Here is a 21,613-nt window from a genome sequence, read left to right as displayed (position 1 = left end):
CGCTCCCCTAAAACTGGTAGCGACGCAAGCGCGTCTGCACGAGGAACAGATAGACGCAGACGCCGCCGAGGATGATCAGGAACATCATCGTGGCGATCGCCGCGCCCATGTTGGGATCGCCGACCTGGAGCTGGAAGCCGAAGAAAGCGCGGTAGAGGAAGGTGCCGAGAATATCCGTTGAATAGTTCGGTCCGGCCAGCGCGCCTTGCGCGGTGTAGATCAGGTCGAAAGCGTTGAAATTGCCGACGAACGTCAGGATCGAGATGATGCCGATCGACGGCAGGATCAGCGGCAGCTTGATCTTCCAGAACTGCGCCATACCGGTGATCCCGTCGCATTCGGCAGCCTCGATCACCTCTTCGGGGATGGACAGCAATGCCGCATAGATCAGCATCATCGGGATGCCGACGAACTGCCAGACCGAAATCAGGCTGAGCGCGGTCAGCGCGTATTGCGCCTTGCCTAGCCAGGGCGTGAACAGGCTTTTCAGGCCGACAAGGTCCATCATATGCGGCGCCACGCCCCATAGCGGCGACAGGATCAGCTTCCAGGCGAAGCCGACGATGACGAAGGACAGGATCGTCGGCACGAAGATCGCCGTGCGGTAGAAGGCGGAAAACCGCAGCCTGGGGCTGGACAGAAGTGCTGCCAAAAGGACGCCGATCGGATTCTGCACCAGCATGTGGATGATGAAGAACCAGACATTGTTCCTGAGCGCATTCCAGAAATTGACCGACCAGTTGGGATCGCCGAACAGCATGCGGAAATTTTCCAGTCCGACGAAGACCTGCGACTGATTGATGTTGCGGAACAAGGAAAGCTGCAGCGTGCCGGCCAGCGGCAGGATCATGATCGCCGTATAGACCAGCAACGCCGGCGCCAGGAAAACGCCGATATGCCAACGGAATGGTCTTTTCGGTGCTGCGGCCATGCGTTCGGTCCCCGCCGATCAGGTCTTGCAATTGCCGTCAAAGGGCACGGCGCCTCCCTCCCCCTCGAGGGGAGGGTGCCTCGCGAAGCGAGGCAGGTGGGGTCGGCCGAGGCAGCGCGCCATCGTCGTTCGACCGCGCCTTTCAGCAACGATCAAGCCGCGGCCTGCCTCGACCGACCCCCTCTGTCGCCTTCGGCGACATCTCCCCCTCGAGGGGGGAGACAACGCTTCGCCGCGCTCTTACTTCGCCGGCTTGTACCAGCTGTCGAGGCCGTCCTGCAGCTTCTTGGCGGCCGCTTCCGGCGTGTCGGTGCCGTTGATGACGTTGGCCGATTCAACCCACGTCTCGTTTTCGAGGTTCGGCGTGCCGCGCGACAGGATCTGGTAGGTCGAGCGGATCGTCGACTTGCACTTGCCGCGCCAGGAGACGAATTCCTGGGCCAGCGGGTCTTCCATCTTCACCGGGGTGTTGTTCAGGCTGAAGAAGCCTGGCAGCGCGTTGGCGTAGATGGTGGCGAAATCCGGCGAGGCCACCCAGGACAGGAAGGTCTTGGCCGCATCCGCATTCTTCGAGGCCGCATTGAGGCCCATGCCGATATCGGTGTGGTCGGAGATGTAGCAGGTGTCGCCGGCCTTCTGCACCGGCGGCGGGAAGGCGCCCATCTTGAACTGCGCCTGCGTGTTGAACAGGCCGATCTCCCACGAACCGGCCGGGTAGATGGCGGCGCGGCCGAGCGTGAACAGGTTCTGGCTGTCCGGATAGGTCTGCGCCTCGAAGCCGTCGCCGAGATAGTCCTTCCACTTGGCCAGTTCCTTGAAGGGCTCGACCCACTGCGGATCGGTCAGCTTCTGCTCGCCCTTGATCAGCGCCAGGCGGCCTTCCTCGCCCTTCCAGTAGTTCGGGCCGATGTTCTGGTAGCCCATGGTCGCGGCTTCCCAGAGATCCTTGGTGCCCATTGCCATAGGGATGTAGGTGCCGTCGGCCTTGATCTTGTCGAGCGCGGCGTAGAACTCCTCATTGGTCTCCGGCACTTTGAGGCCGAGCTTGTCGAAGGCGTCCTTGTTGTAGATGAAGCCATGGATGACCGAGGCCATCGGCACGCAGAAGCTCACCTTGCCGTCGTCGGTCTGCCAGGCCGCCTTGGCCACTGGCGAGAAGTTCTCCATGCCGGGCAATGTCGAGATATCGGCAAGATTGCCCTTCTTGAAGAGTTCCAGCGACTTGTCGAACGGGCGGCAGGTGATCAGGTCGCCGGCCGAGCCGGCGGCGAGCTTGGCGCCGAGGGCGGCGTCATATTCGGTTGGCGCCGACGGCGCGAACACCACCTTGATGCCCGGGTTCTTGGCTTCGAAGGCCGGGATCAGCTTGTCCTTCCAGATGGCAAGGTCGTCGCCTCGCCAGCTTTCGATGTTGAGCGTTACGTCGTCGGCATAAGCCACCCCGGCGGAGCCGAGAATGCTGGTGCCGAGAAGAAGTGCCGTCAGTAGCTTCGTTGTCATGCTCAGTCTCCCTGTTGACCTTTTTCAGGTTCGGTTTTGATGAGAACAGAGGCATTGCGCCCCTTGCTCCCCTCGATCGCGGAAAGGGCTGGCCGCAGCTTGTGGCCGGTCCCTTCCAATATCTTCTCGGCTGCATCGGCGCTGGCGGCGCCGGCGGCGAGCAGAATGGCGGTCTTGACGACGCCGCCGCTCTTTTCGAGCAGGCGGGCTGCCTCGTCCTTGTCGCGCCCGCTTACGGCGGCAACGATGCGTGCGGCGCGGTCGCGCAGCTTGATGTTGTCGGCCATGAGGTTGACCATGTAGCCGTCATGGACATGGCCGAGATGGATGGCGGCGAGCGTCGACAGCATGTTGAGCGCGATCTTCTGGGCGGTACCGGCGCCCATGCGCGTCGAGCCGGCAATCAGCTCCGGCGGCGTTTCGAGCAGGATGGCGATGTCGGCCAGCCGCAGCAGCGGCGCATCCCTGTTGTTGGCGATGGCAATGGTCGCCGCGCCGCGGCGCCTGGCGTCCTCGATCGCCCTGACAGCATAGGGTGTCGAGCCGCTGGCCGAGACGGCGATCAGGCAGTCGCCCTTGCCGATGCGGGCGGCGGCAACTGCTGCCGAAGCTTCCTCGGTGTCGTCCTCCGGCCCGCCGGCCAGTGTCTTGAAGGCCTCCTCGCCGCCGGCGATCAGTATGGCGATGCGGTCGCGCTGGATGCCGAAAGTGCCCGGCAGCTCAAGCGCATCGGCCAGTGCCATCAGGCCCGAACTGCCAGCAGCCGCATAGGCGAGCTTGCCGCCGCTTTTCAGTCTGCTTGCGATGATTTCGGCTGCCGCGGCAATGGCAGGAATGGCGCCGTGCACGGCCTTGGCGGCCTCGATCTGTGCGTTGGCCAAGGAGGAAAGGACGGCTTCCGGGGCCTGGATATCCAGTCCCTCGGCATTGTGGTGAAGCGCTTCGGTGCGCGTTTCGGCCATCCGCTTTCCTCCAATCGAGAAAACCATACCAAAAAAATACCACTTGTCCACACGCATTAATGAAATCGTTGCGGCGGTGCAGGCTTGCGGACGAAATTGGCTGATTTTCCAACAAACTACGCCTTAACTTTTTTGAAACAGAAATTAATCCTTGGCTATTGGTATTTTATTGGTATTATCCGCCCGGAGGAGAAATCGCGTGAAATTCGTGCTCGGCATCGATGGCGGCGGCACCAGCTGCAGGGCGGCCCTTGCAACGGCCGACGGCAGCCTCCTCGGCCGCGCCAAAAGCGGTGCCGCCAACATCCGCACCGATCTCACCGGCGCCAGGGCCAATATCGTCGATGCAGCGCACCAGGCCTTTGTCGCCGCGGGCAGAGATCCCGGACTGATCCCGCAAACTCCGGCCGTTCTCGGCCTTGCCGGCGCCAATGTCGGCACCTATCGGCAGCAGCTGGAAGCGATCCTGCCGTTCCGCAGCAGCCGTGTCGAGACCGACGCCGAGATCGCACTTGAAGGCGCGGTCGGCTCCGGCGACGGCGCCATGGCCATACTCGGCACCGGCACCGCCTATATGGCGCGCAAACAAGGCAAGTCGCGCGCCATCGGCGGCTGGGGGTTCCAGGTCGGCGACCAGGGCAGCGGCGCCCGTATCGGCCGCGACCTGCTCGAACAGACGCTGCTCGCCTATGACGGCATCCGCCAGGGATCGCCGCTGACAGAGGCCATGCTCGCCATCTTCCGCAACAATCCCGAGGATGTGGTCGAGTTCACCACCAATGCCAAGCCCGGCGACTTCGGCGGCTTCGCGCCCAAGGTGTTCGAACATGCCGAAAAAGGCGACGCCGTCGCTATCTCGATCCTCGACAAGGCGGTCGCCGATGTCGAGGCAGCGCTTGGCGTGCTCGACCTGGGTGGCGACGATCCGCTCTGCCTGCTCGGCGGGCTGGCGCCGCTTTACGCGCCGCGCCTGTCGGCCCGCTACCGGGCGCTGCTGAAACCGCCGCTCGACGACGCGCTGGGCGGCGCGGTGCAGATGGCGGTTCGGATTTTTGCGAACACGGCGGAGGCAGCGCGATGAGCGAGGCCGCCGACCAGATATTCGCGGCGCTGAGACAATCGTCGCAGAGCGGCGCACCGCTCTATCTGCAGCTGAGGAAAAGCATCGAGGATGCGGTCAAACGCGGGCTGATCGGACCGGGCGATGCGCTGCCATCGGAGCGCGACATCGCCAGCAAGGCCGATATTTCGCGCGTCACCGTGCGCAAGGCGGTGCAAGACCTGGTCAAGGGCGGCATCCTCGTCCAGCGGCATGGTTCCGGCACCTTCGTTGCGCCGCGCATGGAGCGCGTCGAGCAGTCGCTGTCGATGCTGACCTCGTTTACTGAAGACATGGCGCGGCGCGGCATGGCGGTGCGTTCGGCCTGGCTCGACCGCGGCCTCTATCCGCCGTCGCCCGACGAGATGATGGTGCTCGGCCTGGCGTCGAACGAACTGGTGGCGCGCGTGGCGCGCCTTCGCATCGCCAACGACACGCCGCTGGCGATCGAGCGCGCCTCGCTATCGACAAGCGTGCTGCCCGATCCGGCGGCGATCGGTTCGTCTCTCTACGCCGCGCTGGAAAAGACCGGCAACAGGCCGGTGCGGGCGGTGCAGCGCATTTCCGCCACCAATCTCGGCGATAGCGACGCGCATCTGCTGGAAGTGCCGCCGGGCATTGCCGGCCTGCACATCGAGCGTATCTCCTATCTGGCGAGCGGCAAGGTGATCGAGTTCACCCGCTCCATCTACAGGGGCGACGCCTATGATTTTGTCGCCGAACTCCGGCTGAGCGGGCCGGGCGAAGAGGGCCGGCCATGAGCGCAACAATTACCCATATGCGGCGCGAGATCGAGGAGATCCCGGAGGCCACCGCCCGCCTGCTCGACGGTTCGGCCGCGGTGCTGACGGAAGCCGGACGCGGCATTCGCGAGCGCGACCCGAATTTCGTCGTCACCGTGGCGCGCGGCTCGTCCGACCATGCCGCGACCTTCATGAAATATGCCGTGGAGCTGACCGCCGGGCTGGCGGTTGCATCGGTCGGCCCGTCGATCGCCTCGATCTATGGCGCCAAGCTGAAGCTGGGCGGCTCGGCCTGCCTGGCGATCTCGCAGTCCGGCAAGAGCCCGGACATCGTCGCAATGGCTCAAGCGGCGCGGGCCGGCGGATCGCTGACCGTCGCCATCACCAACACCGCCGATTCGCCGCTCGCGCGCGCCTCGGATTACGCCATCGATATCTTGGCCGGACCGGAGCTCAGCGTCGCGGCGACCAAGACCTTCGTCAATTCGGCGGTCGCCGGCCTCGCCTTGATGGCGCACAGCACCGGCGACGACAAGTTGCTCGCCGCACTCGCCCGCCTGCCGGAGCATTTTCGCAAGGCGATCGCCTGCGACTGGATGGCGCTGGCCGGGGCACTCGAGACGCAAAAATCTCTGTTCATCCTTGGCCGTGGCCCGTCGGCGGCGATCGCCAACGAGGCGGCGCTGAAATTCAAGGAAACCTGCGGCATGCATGCGGAAGCCTATAGTGCCGCCGAGGTCATGCACGGCCCACTGGCGCTGGTCGGTCCCGGCTTCCCTGTGCTGGCTCTGGCTGCTCGCGACGCCTCAGAGCCTTCGGTTGCCGAGACCGCCGACAGCCTGGCCGGCAAGGGCGCCGCCGTCTTTGTGACGTCGAACAAGGCAAAGGGCGCGCGGCCGCTGCCGCATGTCGCCACCGGTCATCCGCTGACCGACCCGCTGACGCTGATCGTGTCGTTCTATGGTTTCGTCGAGGCTTTTGCCCGCCATCGCGGCCTCGACCCCGACACGCCGCCCAATCTGCGCAAGGTGACGGAAACCCTATGAGCGATCGCTTTGCCCTGACTGGCGCCCGGATTTTCGATGGCGACGACTGGCACGACAATGCGGCGCTTGTCGTGCGCGACGGGCTCGTCGAGGCCATCGTTGCCGCCGGCGCCATTCCATCCAATGTTGCGCGTATCGAGACCGGCGGCGGCATGCTGGCGCCTGGCTTCGTCGATCTGCAGGTCAATGGCGGCGGCGGCGTTATGCTCAACGACCATCCCGACCTCGCCTCGATCGAGGCCATCTGCCGGGCGCACGCACCCTTCGGCACGACGGCGCTGTTGCCGACGCTGATTACCGACACGTCCGGGATCACCGCCGCGGCGGTTGCGGCCGGAGCCGAGGCGGCACGGAGGAAGGTGCCGGGGTTCCTGGGCCTGCATCTCGAAGGGCCACATCTGTCGATCGCCCGCAAGGGCGCGCATGACCCGGCTTTGATCCGGCCGATGCTAGACTCCGACCAGGCGATGCTGATCGCCGCACGGAAAAACCTGCCCGTGCTGCTGACGACGGTGGCGCCCGAATCCGTCGAGCCCGGCCAGGTGTCGGCACTTAGCAAGGCCGGCATTGTCGTCAGCATCGGCCATTCCGATACCGGCTATGCCGCGGCTCGCGCCTTTGCCGAGGCCGGCGCAACGGTGGTCACCCATCTGTTCAACGCAATGAGCCAGATCGGCAATCGCGAGCCGGGGCTGGCGGGCGCCGCAATCGATACCGGCACATTCTATGCCGGGATCATCGCCGACGGTATCCATGTCGATCCGGCCACCATGGCCATCGCCTTGCGCGCCAAGCAGGGGCCGGGCAAGATCCTGCTCGTCACCGACGCCATGGCGACGATCGGCACAGACATGACCTCGTTCACGTTGAACGGCCGCACCATCCACCGCAAGGATGGCAGGCTGACACTTGCCGACGGCACGCTGGCGGGCGCTGATCTCGACATGATTTCCGCGGTGCGCTTCGTGCACCGCGTCGTCGGCCTCGGCCTCGACGAAGCCTTGCGCATGGCCTCGCTCTATCCGGCGCAAGCGATCGGCCAGTCGCACCGGCACGGGCGCTTCGCCAAGGGAACCGCCGCCAACATCGTTTCGCTGTCAGACGATCTGGACATTAAAAGCGTCTGGATCGATGGCGCCAAGGTTTTTGCAGCTAACGCTATCCATCCGGCCTAGCCCGGTTTGGACGTATAGAGGTCCTTGTAGGCTTCGCGCAGCAGGTTCTTCTGCACCTTGCCCATCGTGTTGCGCGGCAGTTCGTCGACGAAGACCACCCGTTTCGGATGCTTGTACCTGGCGAGGCGCCCGGCGATGGCCTCGATGATCCCTGCGGCGCTGATGGTCGAGCCCGGCGCCCGCACCACGACAGCGGTGACGCCTTCGCCGAAATCCGGATGGACAACGCCGATGACAGCGCTTTCGGCGACACCAGGCAGCGCGTCGATCTCGCTCTCGACTTCCTTTGGATAGATATTGTAGCCGCCGGAAATGATCAGGTCCTTGCCGCGGCCGACGATGTGGACATAGCCGTCGGCATCGATCAGCCCGAGATCGCCGGTGATGAAGAACCCATCGTCACGGAATTCGGCCCTGGTCTTTTCCGGCATGCGCCAGTAGCCGCAAAAGACGTTCGGGCCCTTGACCTCGATCATGCCGACCTCGCCCCGGGCAAGTGTTTCGCCGCCATGGGGATCGGCGATGCGCAGGGAGACGCCGGGCAGGGGAAACCCGACTGTGCCTGCTCGCCGCTCGCCCTCATACGGGTTCGACGTGTTCATGTTGGTCTCGGTCATGCCGTAGCGCTCGAGGATGGCGTGGCCGGTGCGCTCTCGCCAGGTTCTGTGCGTCTCGGCCAAAAGCGGCGCCGAGCCGGAAATGAACAGGCGGATGTTTTTCGCCGCTTGCCGGTTCAAACCGTCCTGCTGCAGCAGGCGGACGTAGAAGGTCGGCACGCCCATCAGGACGGTGGCGCGCGGCAGCAGCGAGACGATGCAGGCCGGGTCGAATTTGGTTTCAAACAGCATCGAGGCGCCGGCCATCAGGACGACATTGGTGGCGACGAAAAGGCCATGCGTGTGGAAAACCGGCAGCGCGTGAATCAGCACGTCTGCGGCAGTGAAGCGCCAGAGGTCGACGAGCACCCGCGCATTCGAGGCGAGGTTTTCGTGGCTGAGCATGGCGCCTTTCGAACGGCCGGTGGTCCCGGACGTATAGAGGATCGCAGCAAGGTCGTCCGGTCCGCGCGCCACATCGTGGAAGTCCACGGCCGCCTCAGAGGCGCGATCGGTCAACGAACCCTCGCCCTTGCTGCCGAGTGTCGCGACCGCAGCGCCCGAGGCCTGCGCCAAAGCGCCTATCTCGGTCAGTCGCGCCGGGTCGCAGACGACCAGTCGCGGCTCGGCATCCCTGAAGAAATAGTCGAGCTCGGCCAGTGTATAGGCGGTGTTGAGCGGCAGGAAGATCGCGCCGGCACGCAGGCAGGCGAGATAAAGGAAAATGGCCTCGGGGCTCTTCTCGACCTGAACGGCGACGCGGTCGCCGGCTTCGACGCCCAGCTGCGACAGCGCATGTGCCAGTTGAGCGGAGCGCGCCAGCATTTCGCCATAGCTGATCGAGCGCCGATCCTCTGCCTCCATCAAAAGGCGTTCGGGCGCGGGCATCCGGGCACGGAAAGCATCGAACAGATGGTTGCTCATAAGTCCCCCGAGCCGCGGTTTCCGGGCCAGGCGGCAGCGGTCAGCCGGCCGCCTTGTCCGCCGCCGCCCTGATTGCCTCGATATTTGCCCGGTAGGCCTCGACGCTGCCGCCCTTGAAGATGGCCGCACCGGCGACCAGCACGCTGGCGCCGGCGGCGGTGACCAGGGGCGCAGTTTCAGGCGAAATGCCGCCGTCGATCTCGATCCTGATCGGCCTGCCACCGATCAGCGCCTTCACCCGCTTCACCTTGTCGACGATCGCCGGAATGAAGGCCTGGCCGCCGAAGCCCGGATTGACCGTCATGATCAGGACCAGATCAAGCCGGTCGAGCACGTATTCGATCATCGTTTCCGGTGTCGCCGGGTTGAGCGACACGCCGGCCTTCTTGCCAAGGTTTTTGATCGTCTGCAGCGACCGGTCGAGATGCGGCCCGGCCTCGGCATGCACCGTCATGCCGTCGCAGCCGGCCTCGGCGAAGGCCTCCAGATACGGATCGGCCGGCGCGATCATCAGATGGCAGTCGAAGAAGGCCTTGGTGCGGTTGCGGATCGCCTTGATCACCGGTGGCCCGAAGGTGATGTTGGGGACGAAATGCCCGTCCATGACGTCGAGATGTATCCAGTCGGCGCCGGCCGCCGCCACCGCCTCGACCTCGTCGCCGAGCTTCGAGAAATCGGAAGCCAGCACCGATGGCGCGATCAGGGTTTTTTTGCTCATGGTGCGGCCTTCCTGAACGCCTCAGTTTACAGACCCTCTGTATCGACTGCCTAGACCATGAGTGCGGAAAGTGGAAGCCGGTTTGTCCTTCCGCCGACGCCACGGCTTCAGGTTTGCGCTGCCCTTTCATCTGCCCGCCAAAGAAAAAACCCGCCGGACCGCTCCGGCGGGTTTGGGTGACGCGAACCATCACCGTTTGAAGTTCCGTGCGCGATCCTATTGCTCGAGCTGCGGCTTGCGCCTTGGCACGACCTGCTGAAGAACCTTTGGATTCAGCAGCAGGTTCGGGTTGCGGATCGGCTGGCACTGGCCATTGATCGGCCGCGCGCCAGGTGCGCATTCCAGCCGTGGTTTGCGGCAGGCGCCGTCGCGCAGCTCTGTCCCACGCGGGCAGACGCAGACGCCACGCTTGTTGTGGACCTGACCAGGTATCGGGCACTCCACCACAACAGGCTTCTTGCGCCTGCAGGCATTGCCTTGCACTTCCGTGCCCTTCGGGCAGACGCAATCGCCGTTGGCGTCGTGGATCTGGCCACGGATGGTGCACTGCTCGGGTTTCGGCTCGATTGGCCGGCAGGCACTACCCCTGACTTCGGTGCCCTTCGGGCAGACGCAATCGCCACCGGCGTCGTGGATCTGGCCACGGATCGTGCACTGCTCGGGCCTTGGCTGGATTGGCCGGCAGGCATTGCCTCTGATTTCCGTACCCCTCGGGCAGACGCAATCGCCAACAGCGTTGCGGATCTGGCCAGGAATGGTGCACTGCTCAGGCTTCGGCTGGATTGGCCGGCAGGCACTAGCCCTGACTTCGGTGCCCCGCGGGCAGACGCAATCGCCGGCAGCGTCGTGGATCTGGCCGCGGATCGTGCACTGCTCGGGCTTGGGCTCTTTCCCCACGCAAGCGCCGTTTTCCAGTTCGGTTCCGCGCGGGCAGACGCAGCGTCCGTCTTCGGTACGGATCTGGCCTTTGAGCAGAACGCAAGGTCTTGGCTTCGGCACGATGACCGTGCCGCCGCCGGACGAGCATTGGCCGTTGCGGAAGGTGGTGCCTGGCGGGCAGACGCAGTTGCCGGCGTCGTTCATGACGAAGCCTGCTGAGCATTCCTTCTTCACCTCATTCCTGATGGTGAAGGGATGACAGGCATAGGCCTTGCCGCGATCGCCCTGCACGTTGGCCGCACCGCGGGACAACACGTCGCCCGCGCCTTGCACCGGCGTGTTCGGAGAAAGCACGCCGACGCAGTTCTGGCCATTGACCGTGCCCTGCAGAGTGGCCAGGCGGCCGTCGTCAGGAATGGTCACGATCACATTGTGCACGTGGCTTTCCCCGGCGCCGAGCGTCAAGTTGGCGATGCAGGATAGCGGCAAGGTTGCCGGCTCCGGCGAGCAGCCGAAGGGCGGATCGATCGAGGTGATCGCGACGCCTTCCAGCCGGCCGAGGCCTTCGACGCCGATGGCATCGCCGATGCGAACCGGGCCGGCGAAGGCGCTCGCGCCATCGTTCGTGATGGTGATCTCGAACGAGCAGGGCTGGCCGGGCTTGCACTCGGCGTCGCCGGTCTTCTCGACGCGGATAGTCGAGGCGCCGCCGCCCTTGGCGCAGGCCTGGCCGATCGGATAGACGATGTCGTCTCCTGGAGCCGGGCCGTAGGAGCCGCGTGCGCAGTTCTCGAATTCGCCACCCGCGGCAACCGTCACGTCGAAATGGCGGCTGGTTCCGGGCGTCATAACGGCGCCGGGAATCTGGCAGGACAGTGTGTTGGCCGGTACCGGTCCGCAAGCCCATTCCGGCCCGTCTGGGGCGACGGTCTGGATCTGGACCGGCGCTCCGCCGGCCATCAGCGTCGCGGCATCGTTGACCCGCACCGGACCGGTCGGGGCAGTGGTGCCGAGGCTGATGACGGTAATGCGGCAGGAAACGACCGCAGCGCCGGCCAGCGAACCATTGCACACCTTGGTGATGCGCAGGGCCGGCTGGCCGCCATTGGGATGACGGATGCGTTCCTTGGCGCAGGTCCTGTTGTTGGTGAGGTCGTCCTCACCGGGAATAGCCTTCACCTCGGCGCAGTTCTCGACGGTATCGGGCCGGTAGTTGGCCGGCATCACCGCCTTGACGAAGATCGGCGTCGAGGCGCCAGGCAACAGCACGATGCCGGCATTGTCGCAGTGGAACTGGCCGGGGCCGTTCGGTCCGCATGTCCATGGCGGCGTCGGGCCGAAGGTCGAGGATGCCGGCACGCCGCCCGGATAGGTATCGACGACCGTCAGCGGCCCGTTATAGGGGACGCTGCCGTTGTTGATAATGTCGATCACGAAGGTGCAGACGCCATCGGCCGAACAGAATTCGGTGCGGGCGCGCTTCTTCAGAATCATGTCGACCTTCTTCTCCACCGGCGGCCGGCAGTCACGGTCACGATCGCCACGCCGGCAGACCGGGATCGAAGCACAGCCGCGATCGTTTTGCTGGCTGCCGAAAAGCGGCTTGCCGCTGGCGCCATAATTGTAGGTGGCGCAGTTGCGCAAGACGCTGCCTCGCCAGCCTGCGGCCGGCTTGAAGCCGAGCTCGAGGTCGACAGAGGCACCCGGATTGAGCGTGGTCACCGGATGAGTGCAAATCATCGGGGTGGTTCCAGGCGCGCAGACCCAAGGCGGGTTCGGCCCTGAATCGAGGGTGGAGCCGGCCGGCAGGGTAACTTCGTCGAGCACGATCTTGCCGTGGTAGGGTGCATCGCCGACATTGGTGACCCTGATGGTGAAGTCGCAGCCGCCGCCCATCGTGCAACGTTGCACGTCGGCGTGCTTTTCGACTTTCAGATCCGGTTCCTTGTCCTTCGGCGGGCAGCGCTGACCACGCGGGATGACGATATCGATGGTCTGCGTGCAGCACAGGCCCCAGCCCTCCTTCGGGCCGGCATAGGTTTCGATACCGGTGACGATGATGTGGATGACGTCGCCGGGTGAAGCGCCGACGATCTTCCAATTGAGCACACCGCCGCCGACCGGCACCAATTGCGTGTCGGGAATGATGGTGATGCCGGGTGTCGTCGTCGAAAGCTGCACCCATTTGCCGGCCATCTCTGGGCCGACCGGCATGTGGTAGATGAAGGCGCCGCCGCCGGGCACGCAATCAACCGTGCCGCGCTCCACCTTGAAGCATTCCTTGCCGGGAGGTGGGGGCGGCGGGTTGCACCTGGTGACGTTGATCTTGATCGAGGTCTTTGCACCCGTGAGATAATTGCCGTCGTCCGGCTTGCCCGGATCCTGCGACGGGATTTCCATGCCGGCGCCGCGTTCGCGGCTCACCTTGACCATGCCCTGGTTGTGAACGATCGTCGGCGACGGAAACGCCGCATGGTCGATCTTGGCGGTGATCTGGAACGTGATGACGCGCTCGTTCGCAGCGCCGATGCCGTCGAGGTCGCTGGCGGAAATCCGGAAATCGGACACCGTCGCGGTATCGTCCGGGCCAGCCGAACTGCTGATCGCAGCGCCGGGCAGCGGTCCGCCGGACGCATCGGTGCCGTCGCCGGTCACATGTACGCCGACGATGCGCAGGCCGTGCGGGAGCTGGTCCCTGAAATCGAGCCTGGCCTTTTTCAGCATGGCCGCGAGGCCGGGGCTGGCAAAACCCTGCGGATTGCCGCGCAAGCCAAAGCTCAGCGAATATACGACATAGTCGCAGCCTCGCTGGGTGCCTTTCTTGGTGAAGAAGGGCACGATCCGGCCCGGCTCCGGATTGACGATGCGAGGATTGTCGAAATCGAGCTTGGTATCTGGAATGACAGCACCCGCATCGGCAGGCTTGATCTTGGCCGGAGCGAGGTCTTCAGCGAAGCCTTGCAGCGGACTCAGCATGGCGACCGCGATACCGGCCGCCATCAGCCAGCGCGCGCCGCGCCTGGCGAGTGACAGGGGTTTCATGATGGTCTCCATGACGAATGATTGTTTGCCGGTTGATTGGCTGCTCGTCGCAGGCGGGAAAAGTGCAAGATTGCTCATCTTCCCCTCCTCACGGTTCGCAGCTGACGGCTGGGGTTCTGAGCGGCAAGGTCATCTTGCAGCAAGGGTAGTAGCCACCCTTGTCGCGGTCGGACTGCCTGTAGAAGCAGAGCCCGACATCGACCCTGTCGCCAGGATAATGGCCGGTGATGCCGATCGTGAATGGCGCGCCGGGTGCATGCGACAGAGGTGAAGTCACCCCGACGCCAGGCGTCCTGGACAGAGCCTTGATCGAATCGCCGCCGAAGCCGGCATGGTCATGGAGATAGAGATCGGCCTCGAGGCCGGAAGGCGTGCAGAAATACCTGACATCCTCGACGTCGAGGCAAGGAGGCAGATTGCCGGGAGGCGGGAAGTCCGGCGGATAGAACGGTGGCAGATAGCCGCCCGGCACCTGCTCGTAATAGCCGGCACGGCCTTCGCAGGGGCGCCAGACCTCGACGTCGCCGACATGGCCCTCGACTTCCGGGTCTTCGAAATAAGTGTCGAAGTCGACGAACCACGAGCCGAAAGGCGGCACGTTGGCCGGCTTGACCAGCGCCGTCGGCGTGATCTGCACGCCGTGCACGGCAAGCGGCCCGCCGGCAGCGAGTTGTTCGGCAAGCTCCGGGTTGTCGCGTAACTTGTCACCGGTATCGACCAGCGTGTCGGTGCAGACGCCGGTATCGAGATTGCCTTCGGCATCGTAGCCATATTGCAGGTCGAGGCCGCCGGCCGACTGCCGGTTGTCTTGCGGGAAGCCGACCGCATATTCCTGTGGCACTTCCGCCCAGGCCGATTCCGTCGCCGCATCGTCCGGATTTTCGCGCCAGTAGCGGATGACCTCACCCTTGCCGGAATCGGCGAACTGGCTGTAGTCGTAGCGGTTCTCCACCGGGCCGCGCTGGGCCAGATACATGAAGCCCTTGTTGTCGAAGGCGATGTCGGTGACCGCGTAATCCTTGTCGGCCTTGACCGTCAGTTCCCAGCGCGGGTCGCCGGCGAAACTGCCGTCGCCGGCAATGCCCACGGACCAGATCTCCGCCTTTTCCCCGACCGAGTAATAGAGCCGGCCGCCGCGATAGGCGACCGACCAGACGCGACGCTCGTCCTGCGTGTAGCCCCAGCTGTCCGGGTCCTCACTGTCGAAGGCGGCACCCTGTATGTCCATCACCGAGCCGTCGTCGGCAAGGGCAGCAAGCCCGTGCGCCGGGCGGCCGGCTATGCCGTGGTCGAACGTGTCGAGCAGAGCGCCATTGGCGTCGATGCGGTGAATGAGGCCGGTGTCGAGATCGCTGGCGAAGAACTGGCGGTGGATATTGTCGAAAGTGACGTCGCCGATGCCGGGACCGCTATTGGCGTCGATATCGGCGAATTTCGAGACAGCGCCGGTGATGCCGTCGATCTTCCAGATCGTTCCGGGACCGCCGCCGTTTTCGGTGCCGAACTGACCGTCCATGAAGACCGCGTCAGCCGTGCCGCGGCGCTGCCGCTCCGGCCGGCCGTCGGCGTCGCCGTCTGGTGTGACGATGCGGATGCCGTGCAGCGACGTGGCGCCGGCATAGAGGTTTGGAATGGCCGAGGGAACGCCGTCGCGCACGCCGTCGTCGTAGGCGATGCCGAAAACCTGGCCGATTTGTCCGGCCGTGACCTCGAACGGTGGCGGGGTGAAGACCAATTGGCCAGACGCCGGCCCGCCCAGCCTTGAGACGTCGAAGACGCGCAAGGTCGCGCGCGCCGTGTCGATGAAGGTTTCGTCGACGGGATCGACGCCCGGCGGCAGGCCTTGCTCGAAATTGGGAATGATGGTGCCGGAGAATCCGGTCACTGCCATCGAGCCGGGATAGATGATCTGGGTTTCCTGGGCCTGGGCCGAGCCGCCGAGCCAGACCCCAGCGGCGAGTGCCAAGATCGACAATCCGCTGGCAGCCTGGCCGCTGGCAGCCTGGATGGCGCGGCGCAAACGGCCGACACGAGAGCGCACCAACGCGCCATGGTCGCAAGACATGGATCGCCCCCCACAGGTCATGGGAGAAGCGTCCGGTCCCGGCGCGCAAATCAGGGCAAGGCGCGGCGTTCCGGCACGTTCATCCCTGATCGAATTGTCTGCTTTCCTCAACGTCACGATACGCCTGCGTCCGCGCAGGGTCAACGGAACCAGCGAACAGCCCAGCGCATCGACCCGGTCCCGAAGGCGATGGTCGCGCTGAGCTCCTGCTGTTCCCGCAGACCATGGAGCCTCTGGATCTGTGGTCATGGGGCTGTCCTTTCCGGGGCCGCACGACGCGGCACCTGAGCGTCAGTCGCGGGGCGAGGCGGAAAGGTTCATGGGCCGGAGGTCGGGCCGGCTGGATCACCACCGGAAAATACCGGCCTGCCGGTCCCGAATCCGATCAACCGCGATGAATGGTGAACGCCTTGCGCAGAATGCTTGCGCGCCACGCAGCCTGTTCTTATATACGCGCCAAGCCGTCCAGCGCCGAATGCCGGTTGCCGGAGCGGAATTTCTTGTGAACAGGGGCTTTCGTCGGAACGCCTGTACGGGTCCTGAGAGCCTGCTTAGCGGAGAGATTAGAACAATGGCAAAAGTAATCGGTATCGATCTGGGAACAACCAACTCCTGTGTCGCCATCATGGATGGCAAGGAATCCAAGGTCATCGAGAATGCGGAAGGCGCCCGCACGACCCCTTCCATCGTCGCCATCAACAGCGACGGTGAGCGCCTCGTCGGCCAGCCGGCCAAGCGCCAGGCCGTTACCAATCCTGAAAACACCATTTTCGCGGTCAAGCGCCTGATCGGCCGCCGCTACGACGATCCGGTGACGGAGAAGGACAAGAAGCTTGTCCCCTACAAGATCGTCAAGGGCGACAATGGCGACGCCTGGGTCGAGGCCGGCGGCAAAAAGCAGTCGCCCAGCCAGATTTCGGCGATGATCCTGCAGAAGATGAAGGAAACGGCGGAGGCCTATCTCGGCGAGAAGGTCGAGAAGGCGGTCATCACCGTTCCGGCCTATTTCAACGACGCCCAGCGCCAGGCGACCAAGGATGCCGGCAAGATCGCCGGCCTGGAAGTGCTGCGCATTATCAACGAGCCGACGGCGGCCGCGCTTGCCTATGGTCTCGACAAGAAGGAAGGCAAGACGATTGCCGTCTATGACCTTGGCGGCGGCACGTTCGATATTTCGGTGCTCGAAATCGGCGACGGCGTGTTCGAGGTGAAGTCGACCAATGGCGACACCTTCCTCGGCGGCGAGGATTTCGACATGCGTCTGGTCGAATATCTGGCGGCCGAGTTCAAGAAGGAACAGGGCATCGACCTGCGCAACGACAAGCTCGCCCTGCAGCGCCTCAAGGAAGCGGCTGAAAAGGCCAAGATCGAGCTGTCGTCCACCACGCAGACCGAAATCAACCTGCCCTTCATTACCGCCGATGCCACCGGCCCCAAGCATCTGACGCTGAAGCTGACGCGGGCGAAGTTTGAGAGCCTGGTCGAGGATCTTGTCCAGCGCACGATCGATCCCTGCAAGGCGGCGCTCAAGGATGCCGGCCTGAAGGCCGGCGAAATCGACGAAGTCGTCCTGGTCGGCGGCATGACCCGCATGCCCAAGATCCAGGAGATCGTGAAGCAGTTCTTCGGCAAGGAGCCGCACAAGGGCGTCAACCCGGATGAAGTCGTCGCACTGGGCGCCGCCATCCAGGCCGGCGTGCTGCAGGGCGACGTCAAGGACGTGCTGCTGCTCGACGTGACCCCGCTGTCGCTCGGCATCGAGACGCTGGGCGGCGTGTTCACGCGGCTGATCGAGCGCAACACGACGATCCCGACGAAGAAGAGCCAGGTGTTCTCCACGGCCGAGGATTCGCAGTCGGCGGTGACCATCCGCGTCTTCCAGGGCGAGCGTGAAATGGCCGCCGACAACAAGGCGCTCGGCCAGTTCGATCTGGTCGGCATCCCGCCTGCGCCGCGCGGCGTGCCGCAGATCGAGGTCACCTTCGACATCGACGCCAACGGCATCGTCAACGTCTCGGCCAAGGACAAGGGTACCGGCAAGGAGCACCAGATCCGCATTCAGGCGTCTGGCGGCCTTTCGGATGCCGACATCGAGAAGATGGTCAAGGACGCCGAGGCCAATGCCGAAGCCGACAAGAAGCGGCGCGCGCTGGTCGAGGCCCGCAACCAGGCCGAGGCGCTGGTGCATTCCTCGGAGAAATCGCTGAAGGAATACGGCGAGAAGGTTTCCGAGGCCGACCGCACGGCGATTGCCGATGCGATCGCGGCGCTGAAGACCGCTGCCGAAGGCGACGACGTGACCGACATCGAGGCCAAGACGCAGACGCTCGCCGAAGTCTCGATGAAGCTCGGCCAGGCCATGTACGAGGCTTCGCAGAAGGAAGCCGCCGAGGCCGACGCCAAGGCTGACGCCGCCAAGGACAGCGACGTCGTCGATGCCGATTTCGAGGAAATCGACGAAGACGACGAGAAGAAGAAGTCGGCCTGAACCGCCTGACGGTACAGGTAAGGGAAAAAGCCCGGTGCGCAGCCGGGCTTTTTTGCAACCCTTTGCCGGAAAAACGCGGAGCTCCCCGAAAAAATGCGGACAAAGCCTCGTAGACACTGGCATCCCGGCTCCATCACACCTAAATCGGAACAGCGTGCCGGCAAACGACGCAACGATGCTTCAAGACGTTGACTATCCGGACTGCGGGAAAACATGAAAGCTGATTTTTACGAAACGCTGGGCGTGCAAAAGGGCGCCGACGAGAAGGAGCTCAAGAGCGCTTTCCGCAAGTTGGCCATGCAGTTCCATCCCGACCGCAACCCAGGCGACCATGCCTGCGAGCACAAGTTCAAGGAAATCAACGAAGCCTACGAGACGCTGAAGGACCCGCAGAAGCGCGCCGCCTATGATCGCTTCGGCCACGCCGCCTTCGAGCATGGCGGTATGAATGGCGCGGCGCAAGGCTTTGGCGCTGGCGGCTTCGCCGACATTTTCGAAGACATTTTCGGCGACATGATGGGCGGGCGCCAGCGCCGCTCGTCCGGCGGCCGCGAGCGCGGCGCCGACCTGCGCTACAATATGGAAATTACGCTGGAAGAGGCATTTTCCGGCAAGACCGCGCAAATTCGCGTGCCGGCCTCGATCTCCTGCTCAGAATGCTCGGGCAGCGGCGCCAAGCCAGGCACCCAGCCCGTCACCTGCTCGATGTGCAACGGCCACGGCAAGGTGCGTGCCACGCAAGGCTTCTTCTCGATCGAGCGCACCTGCCCGCAATGCCAGGGGCGCGGCCAGACCATCAAGGATCCGTGCCCGAAATGCGCCGGCCAGGGCCGTGTCACCGAGGAGCGCTCGCTGTCGGTAAACATCCCTGCCGGCATCGAGGACGGCACCCGCATCCGTCTGGCCAACGAGGGCGAGGCCGGCCTGCGCGGCGGCCCGTCGGGCGATCTCTACATCTTCCTCGCGGTCAAGCCGCACGAATTCTTCCAGCGCGACGGCGCCGATCTTTATTGCAAGGTGCCGATCTCGATGACGACGGCAGCGCTTGGCGGCTCGTTCGAGGTGACGACACTGGACGGTACCCAGACGAAAGTAAAGGTGCCGGAAGGCACCCAGAACGGTCGCCAGTTCCGCCTCAAGGGCAAGGGCATGCCGGTGCTGCGCCAGCCCAACATCGGCGACCTCTACATCCAGACCGTAGTTGAGACGCCGCAGAACCTCTCGCGCCGCCAGCGCGAATTGCTGGAGGAATTCGAGCAGCTTTCCTCAAAGGACAATTCGCCTCAGTCGAGCGGATTTTTCGCACGCATGAAGGACTTTTTCGAAACGTTCGGCGAGCACTGAAGCTGATCCCTGGAAACGCTTCCCGAGCGTCATCAACACCTTATCCGGGGATTCGCCTTGTCTTGCACCTCGTAACTGCTAAGTAGCGTGCGAGGGGCGTTGAGGAGGACTTTCGATGACGCGTAGTCCCGGACTGCGAAAGACGCTGGCAGAAAAGTTCGACGACGAGCTGAAGTTCTTCAAGGGCTGGATCGACAAGCCGAAGGCGGTCGGTTCGATCGTCCCGACCAGTTCCATCACCGCGGGCAAGATGGCCTCGATCGTCGATCCGACATCCGGCCTGCCGGTGCTCGAGGTCGGGCCCGGCACAGGCGTCATCACGCGCGCCATCCTCGCCCAGGGCATAAAGCCTGAAAATCTCTACGCGGTCGAATATTCCACTGATTTCGTGCGCCATCTGCGCCAGCTTTATCCAGGCGTCAACGTCATCGAGGGCGACGCCTTCAACCTCGACGCGACGCTTGGCGACAAGCGCGACCTGATCTTCGATTCGGTGATATCGGGCGTGCCGTTGCTCAATTTTCCGGTCGCCCAGCGCATCGCCTATGTCGAGAGCCTGCTCGACCGCATCCCGGCAGGCCGGCCAATCGTGCAGCTGACTTACGGGCCGCTGTCGCCGATCCCGCCCGGCCGCGGCGACTATACGGTCGAGCATTTCCATTTCGTCATCCGCAACATTCCGCCGACGCAGCTTTGGATCTATCGGCGCCGGGCCGCATGAATTGAAGCGTTGGGTTTGAATAGCACTTGTCTTAATACCCATCGGGTGACAAGGCAGACCCATGGCTGTGATCCCGAAAATTCTTGTCTTCGCCGGTTCGGTGCGCAGCGGCGCCTATAGCGGCAGGACCGCCGACGTGGCACAGAAGGAACTTGCCATGCAGGGCGCCGAGGTGACCCGCATCTCGCTCGCCGATTATCCGCTGCCGATCCTCGACCAGGATTTGGAAAAGGACGAAGGCATTCCCGAAAACGCAGTCAAGCTCGGCCGGATGATCGCCGCCCATGACGGGCTGCTGATCGCGACGCCCGAATATAACGGCTCCATTCCGCCGCTGCTCAAGAACACCATCGACTGGGTGAGCCAGCTGCGCAAGGATGGCGGCCGGACGTTCAGGCCGTTTGCCGGCAAGGTCGCCGGCCTGTGCTCGTCTTCCAACGGACCCTTCGCCGGGATACGCTGCATCAACCATCTGCGCGCCGTGCTGGTGCGCTGCCGGATGGAGGTGGTGACACCGGAGTGTTCGGTGCCGGAGGGCGGCAACGCCTTCGACGACGAGGGCAACTTCAGGGACGAGAGACTACACCAATCGATGGAGCACCTATGCCGCACGCTGATCGAAACCTCGCGCATGCTGTCGACGCGGATCGAGGCATGATCCCGGACGCCGCGCATGCCGACACAATGCAGGAAAGGCTGATCGTCGGCCTCGACCTGCCGACTTTGAGGGAAGCCGAGAAGGCGGTGCGCGAACTCGACGGAATCGTCTCATTCTACAAGATCGGCTACCAGCTCGCCTTTGCCGGCGGGCTCGACTTCGCCCGCGAGCTGGCCAGCGGCGGCACCAGGATCTTCCTCGACATGAAGCTGCTGGACATCGACAACGCGGTAGCCAAAGGGGTCGACAACATCGTCAAAATGGGCATGAGCATGCTGACCATCCATGCCTATCCGAAGACAATGAAGGCGGCCGTCGAGGCTGCGAAGGGCAGCGACCTTTGCCTGCTGGGGGTCACTGTGCTGACCTCGATGGACGAGCAGGACGTGATCGACGCCGGCTATGAGTATGATCCGCATACGCTGGTGCTGAGGCGCTCCGAGCAGGCGCTGCATGCCGGCATGGGCGGCATCGTCTGCTCGGCCGAGGAAGCGGAGGCGGTGCGCCGCATCGTCGGCCCCGACCTGGCCGTCGTGACGCCGGGAATCCGGCCGAAGGGCAGCGACCATGGCGACCAGAAACGTGTGGTGACGCCGGCCCAGGCGATCCGCAACGGCTCCAGCCACCTCGTAGTCGGCCGGCCGATCGTCGGCGCGGCCGACAGGCGGGCGGCGGCGGAAGCGATCCTGGATGAAATGCGCTCGGCCTGACGCCAGGAATTA

General features: G+C 64.2%; 16 protein-coding genes. 9 read left to right on the top strand and 7 right to left on the bottom strand.

What is annotated here, in order from left to right; all coding sequences use genetic code 11:
- Positions 1 to 7: 7 nt before the first annotated feature.
- The 3 genes from NKH21_RS02000 to NKH21_RS01990 form a co-directional block, all read right to left on the bottom strand.
- Positions 8 to 931 (bottom strand): carbohydrate ABC transporter permease, encoded by a 924-nt coding sequence (locus NKH21_RS02000; RefSeq protein ID WP_023718922.1) that lies wholly within the window; start codon positions 929 to 931, stop codon positions 8 to 10.
- 240 nt (positions 932 to 1,171) lie between these two features.
- A complete protein-coding gene (locus NKH21_RS01995; protein ID WP_352862916.1) occupies positions 1,172 to 2,431 on the bottom strand; it encodes an ABC transporter substrate-binding protein in 1,260 nt (419 codons plus the stop codon).
- Positions 2,432 to 2,433: 2 nt separating this feature from the next.
- Entirely contained in the window at positions 2,434 to 3,393 is a 960-nt protein-coding gene (locus tag NKH21_RS01990) for an N-acetylmuramic acid 6-phosphate etherase (protein WP_352862915.1), read from the bottom strand.
- Between the two features lie 199 nt (positions 3,394 to 3,592).
- Between NKH21_RS01990 and NKH21_RS01985 the strand changes: the two genes are divergently transcribed.
- The 4 genes from NKH21_RS01985 to nagA are packed head-to-tail and all read left to right on the top strand — an operon-like array spanning position 3,593 to position 7,456.
- The gene (locus tag NKH21_RS01985) at positions 3,593 to 4,474 is read left to right on the top strand and encodes a glucosamine kinase nucleotide-binding domain-containing protein (protein WP_352663871.1); all 882 of its coding nucleotides are present in this window, start codon (positions 3,593 to 3,595) and stop codon (positions 4,472 to 4,474) included.
- Complete coding sequence (locus NKH21_RS01980; protein WP_352663873.1) at positions 4,471 to 5,253, top strand: GntR family transcriptional regulator; 783 nt, start codon at positions 4,471 to 4,473, stop codon at positions 5,251 to 5,253. Before NKH21_RS01985 ends, NKH21_RS01980 begins: the two co-directional genes overlap by 4 nt.
- Positions 5,250 to 6,281: an SIS domain-containing protein gene (locus tag NKH21_RS01975; protein WP_352663875.1), complete on the top strand. Its 1,032-nt coding sequence runs from the start codon at positions 5,250 to 5,252 to the stop codon at positions 6,279 to 6,281. The genes NKH21_RS01980 and NKH21_RS01975 overlap by 4 nt, the downstream gene beginning before the upstream one ends.
- Positions 6,278 to 7,456 (top strand): N-acetylglucosamine-6-phosphate deacetylase, encoded by a 1,179-nt coding sequence (nagA, locus tag NKH21_RS01970; RefSeq protein WP_352663877.1) that lies wholly within the window; start codon positions 6,278 to 6,280, stop codon positions 7,454 to 7,456. Before NKH21_RS01975 ends, nagA begins: the two co-directional genes overlap by 4 nt.
- On the opposite strand, the gene NKH21_RS01965 is transcribed toward nagA, so the two are convergent.
- From NKH21_RS01965 to NKH21_RS01950, 4 genes are all read right to left on the bottom strand, one after another.
- The gene (locus tag NKH21_RS01965; protein ID WP_352862914.1) at positions 7,453 to 8,976 is read right to left on the bottom strand and encodes a malonate--CoA ligase; all 1,524 of its coding nucleotides are present in this window, start codon (positions 8,974 to 8,976) and stop codon (positions 7,453 to 7,455) included. The two genes, nagA and NKH21_RS01965, sit on opposite strands and share 4 nt — an antisense overlap.
- Positions 8,977 to 9,016: 40 nt before the next feature.
- On the bottom strand, positions 9,017 to 9,694 hold the full coding sequence (gene rpe / locus NKH21_RS01960) for a ribulose-phosphate 3-epimerase (protein WP_352663881.1): 678 nt from the start codon (positions 9,692 to 9,694) through the stop codon (positions 9,017 to 9,019).
- 216 nt (positions 9,695 to 9,910) lie between these two features.
- Complete coding sequence (locus NKH21_RS01955; RefSeq protein WP_352862913.1) at positions 9,911 to 13,693, bottom strand: DUF7929 domain-containing protein; 3,783 nt, start codon at positions 13,691 to 13,693, stop codon at positions 9,911 to 9,913.
- Positions 13,694 to 13,703: 10 nt separating this feature from the next.
- Entirely contained in the window at positions 13,704 to 15,680 is a 1,977-nt protein-coding gene (locus tag NKH21_RS01950) for a hypothetical protein (RefSeq protein ID WP_352663885.1), read from the bottom strand.
- Positions 15,681 to 16,251: 571 nt separating this feature from the next.
- On the opposite strand from NKH21_RS01950, the gene dnaK reads away from it, so the two are divergent.
- The 5 genes from dnaK (at position 16,252) to pyrF (ending at position 21,601) form a co-directional block, all read left to right on the top strand.
- Positions 16,252 to 18,168 carry a molecular chaperone DnaK gene (gene dnaK / locus NKH21_RS01945; protein WP_352663887.1) on the top strand — a complete coding sequence of 639 codons (1,917 nt, stop codon included), beginning with the start codon at positions 16,252 to 16,254 and terminating at the stop codon, positions 18,166 to 18,168.
- A gap of 213 nt (positions 18,169 to 18,381) precedes the next feature.
- Positions 18,382 to 19,512 (top strand): molecular chaperone DnaJ, encoded by a 1,131-nt coding sequence (gene dnaJ, locus NKH21_RS01940; RefSeq protein ID WP_352663889.1) that lies wholly within the window; start codon positions 18,382 to 18,384, stop codon positions 19,510 to 19,512.
- A 115-nt stretch (positions 19,513 to 19,627) separates the two neighbouring features.
- Positions 19,628 to 20,233 (top strand): phospholipid N-methyltransferase PmtA, encoded by a 606-nt coding sequence (gene pmtA, locus NKH21_RS01935; protein WP_352663891.1) that lies wholly within the window; start codon positions 19,628 to 19,630, stop codon positions 20,231 to 20,233.
- 61 nt (positions 20,234 to 20,294) lie between these two features.
- Positions 20,295 to 20,891, top strand: coding sequence for an NADPH-dependent FMN reductase (locus tag NKH21_RS01930; protein ID WP_352663893.1), 597 nt, complete (start codon positions 20,295 to 20,297; stop codon positions 20,889 to 20,891).
- Positions 20,888 to 21,601: an orotidine-5'-phosphate decarboxylase gene (gene pyrF / locus NKH21_RS01925; RefSeq protein WP_352663895.1), complete on the top strand. Its 714-nt coding sequence runs from the start codon at positions 20,888 to 20,890 to the stop codon at positions 21,599 to 21,601. Before NKH21_RS01930 ends, pyrF begins: the two co-directional genes overlap by 4 nt.
- The last annotated feature ends 12 nt before the right edge of the window (positions 21,602 to 21,613 follow it).

The organism is Mesorhizobium sp. M1329, assembly GCF_040318035.1.
In the GTDB taxonomy this organism is placed as follows: domain Bacteria; phylum Pseudomonadota; class Alphaproteobacteria; order Rhizobiales; family Rhizobiaceae; genus Mesorhizobium.
The sequence above is the reverse complement of the archived record's forward strand: the minus strand, read 5'-3'. Positions and strand labels throughout refer to the sequence as shown.